Origin of the sequence: Pararhodospirillum oryzae (assembly GCF_007992075.1) — a bacterium.
Classification (GTDB): domain Bacteria; phylum Pseudomonadota; class Alphaproteobacteria; order Rhodospirillales; family Rhodospirillaceae; genus Pararhodospirillum; species Pararhodospirillum oryzae.
The window spans coordinates 1-1,190 of the sequence record NZ_BJZO01000183.1 but is presented as its reverse complement, the minus strand read 5'-3'; the positions used below and the strand labels follow the sequence as shown (position 1 = coordinate 1,190).

General features: G+C 64.0%; 1 protein-coding gene. It reads left to right on the top strand.

What is annotated here, in order from left to right; all coding sequences use genetic code 11:
* Positions 1-1,190, top strand: a 1,190-nt coding sequence (tuf, locus tag ROR02_RS16395; RefSeq protein ID WP_147165110.1) for an elongation factor Tu, incomplete at its 5' end; no start/stop codon positions are given.

Below are 1,190 nucleotides of genomic sequence, written 5' to 3'. Positions count from 1 at the left end.
TGTCGAAGGAAAAGTTTGAGCGCAGCAAGCCGCACTGCAACGTTGGCACGATTGGCCACGTTGACCACGGCAAGACGACGCTGACGGCGGCGATCACGAAGGTTCTGGCCGAGTCCGGCGGCGCGAAGTTCCAGGCCTACGACCAGATCGACAAGGCCCCGGAAGAGCGCGCCCGTGGGATCACGATCTCGACCGCGCACGTGGAATACGAGACGGCCAACCGTCACTACGCGCACGTCGACTGCCCGGGACACGCCGACTACGTGAAGAACATGATCACCGGCGCGGCGCAGATGGACGGCGCGATCCTGGTGGTTTCGGCGGCCGACGGCCCGATGCCGCAGACCCGCGAGCACATCCTTCTGGCCCGTCAGGTCGGCGTTCCGGCCCTGGTGGTGTTCCTGAACAAGTGCGACATGGTCGACGACGAGGAGCTCCTGGAGCTGGTGGAACTGGAAGTCCGCGAGCTGCTGTCGAGCTACGACTTCCCGGGCGATGATATCCCCATCATCAAGGGGTCGGCCCTGTGCGCCCTGGAAGACAGCAACGAGAAGCTGGGTCGCGAGGCCATTCTGGCGCTGATGGCGGCGGTTGACGCCTACATCCCGCAGCCGGATCGTCCGAAGGACAAGGCGTTCCTGATGCCGATCGAGGACGTGTTCTCGATCTCGGGTCGTGGCACGGTGGTGACGGGTCGTGTCGAGCGCGGCGTGGTCAAGGTTGGCGAGGAAGTCGAGATCGTGGGCATCCGCCCGACGGTGAAGACGACCTGCACCGGCGTTGAAATGTTCCGCAAGCTGCTCGATCAGGGCGAAGCGGGCGACAACATTGGCGCCTTGCTGCGCGGCACGAAGCGCGACGAAGTCGAGCGTGGCCAGGTTCTGGCCAAGCCGGGCACGATCACGCCGCACACGCAGTTCAAGTGCGAGTGCTACATTCTGACGAAGGAAGAAGGTGGGCGTCATACCCCGTTCTTCTCGAACTACCGTCCGCAGTTCTACTTCCGTACCACGGACGTGACCGGCACGATTGAGCTGCCGGAAGGGACCGAGATGGTGATGCCGGGCGATAACATCGCCATGACGGTGAACCTGATCGCCCCGATCGCCATGGACGAAGGTCTGCGGTTCGCCATCCGCGAGGGTGGCCGCACGGTCGGTGCCGGCGTCGTGGCGTCGATCCAGAAGTAA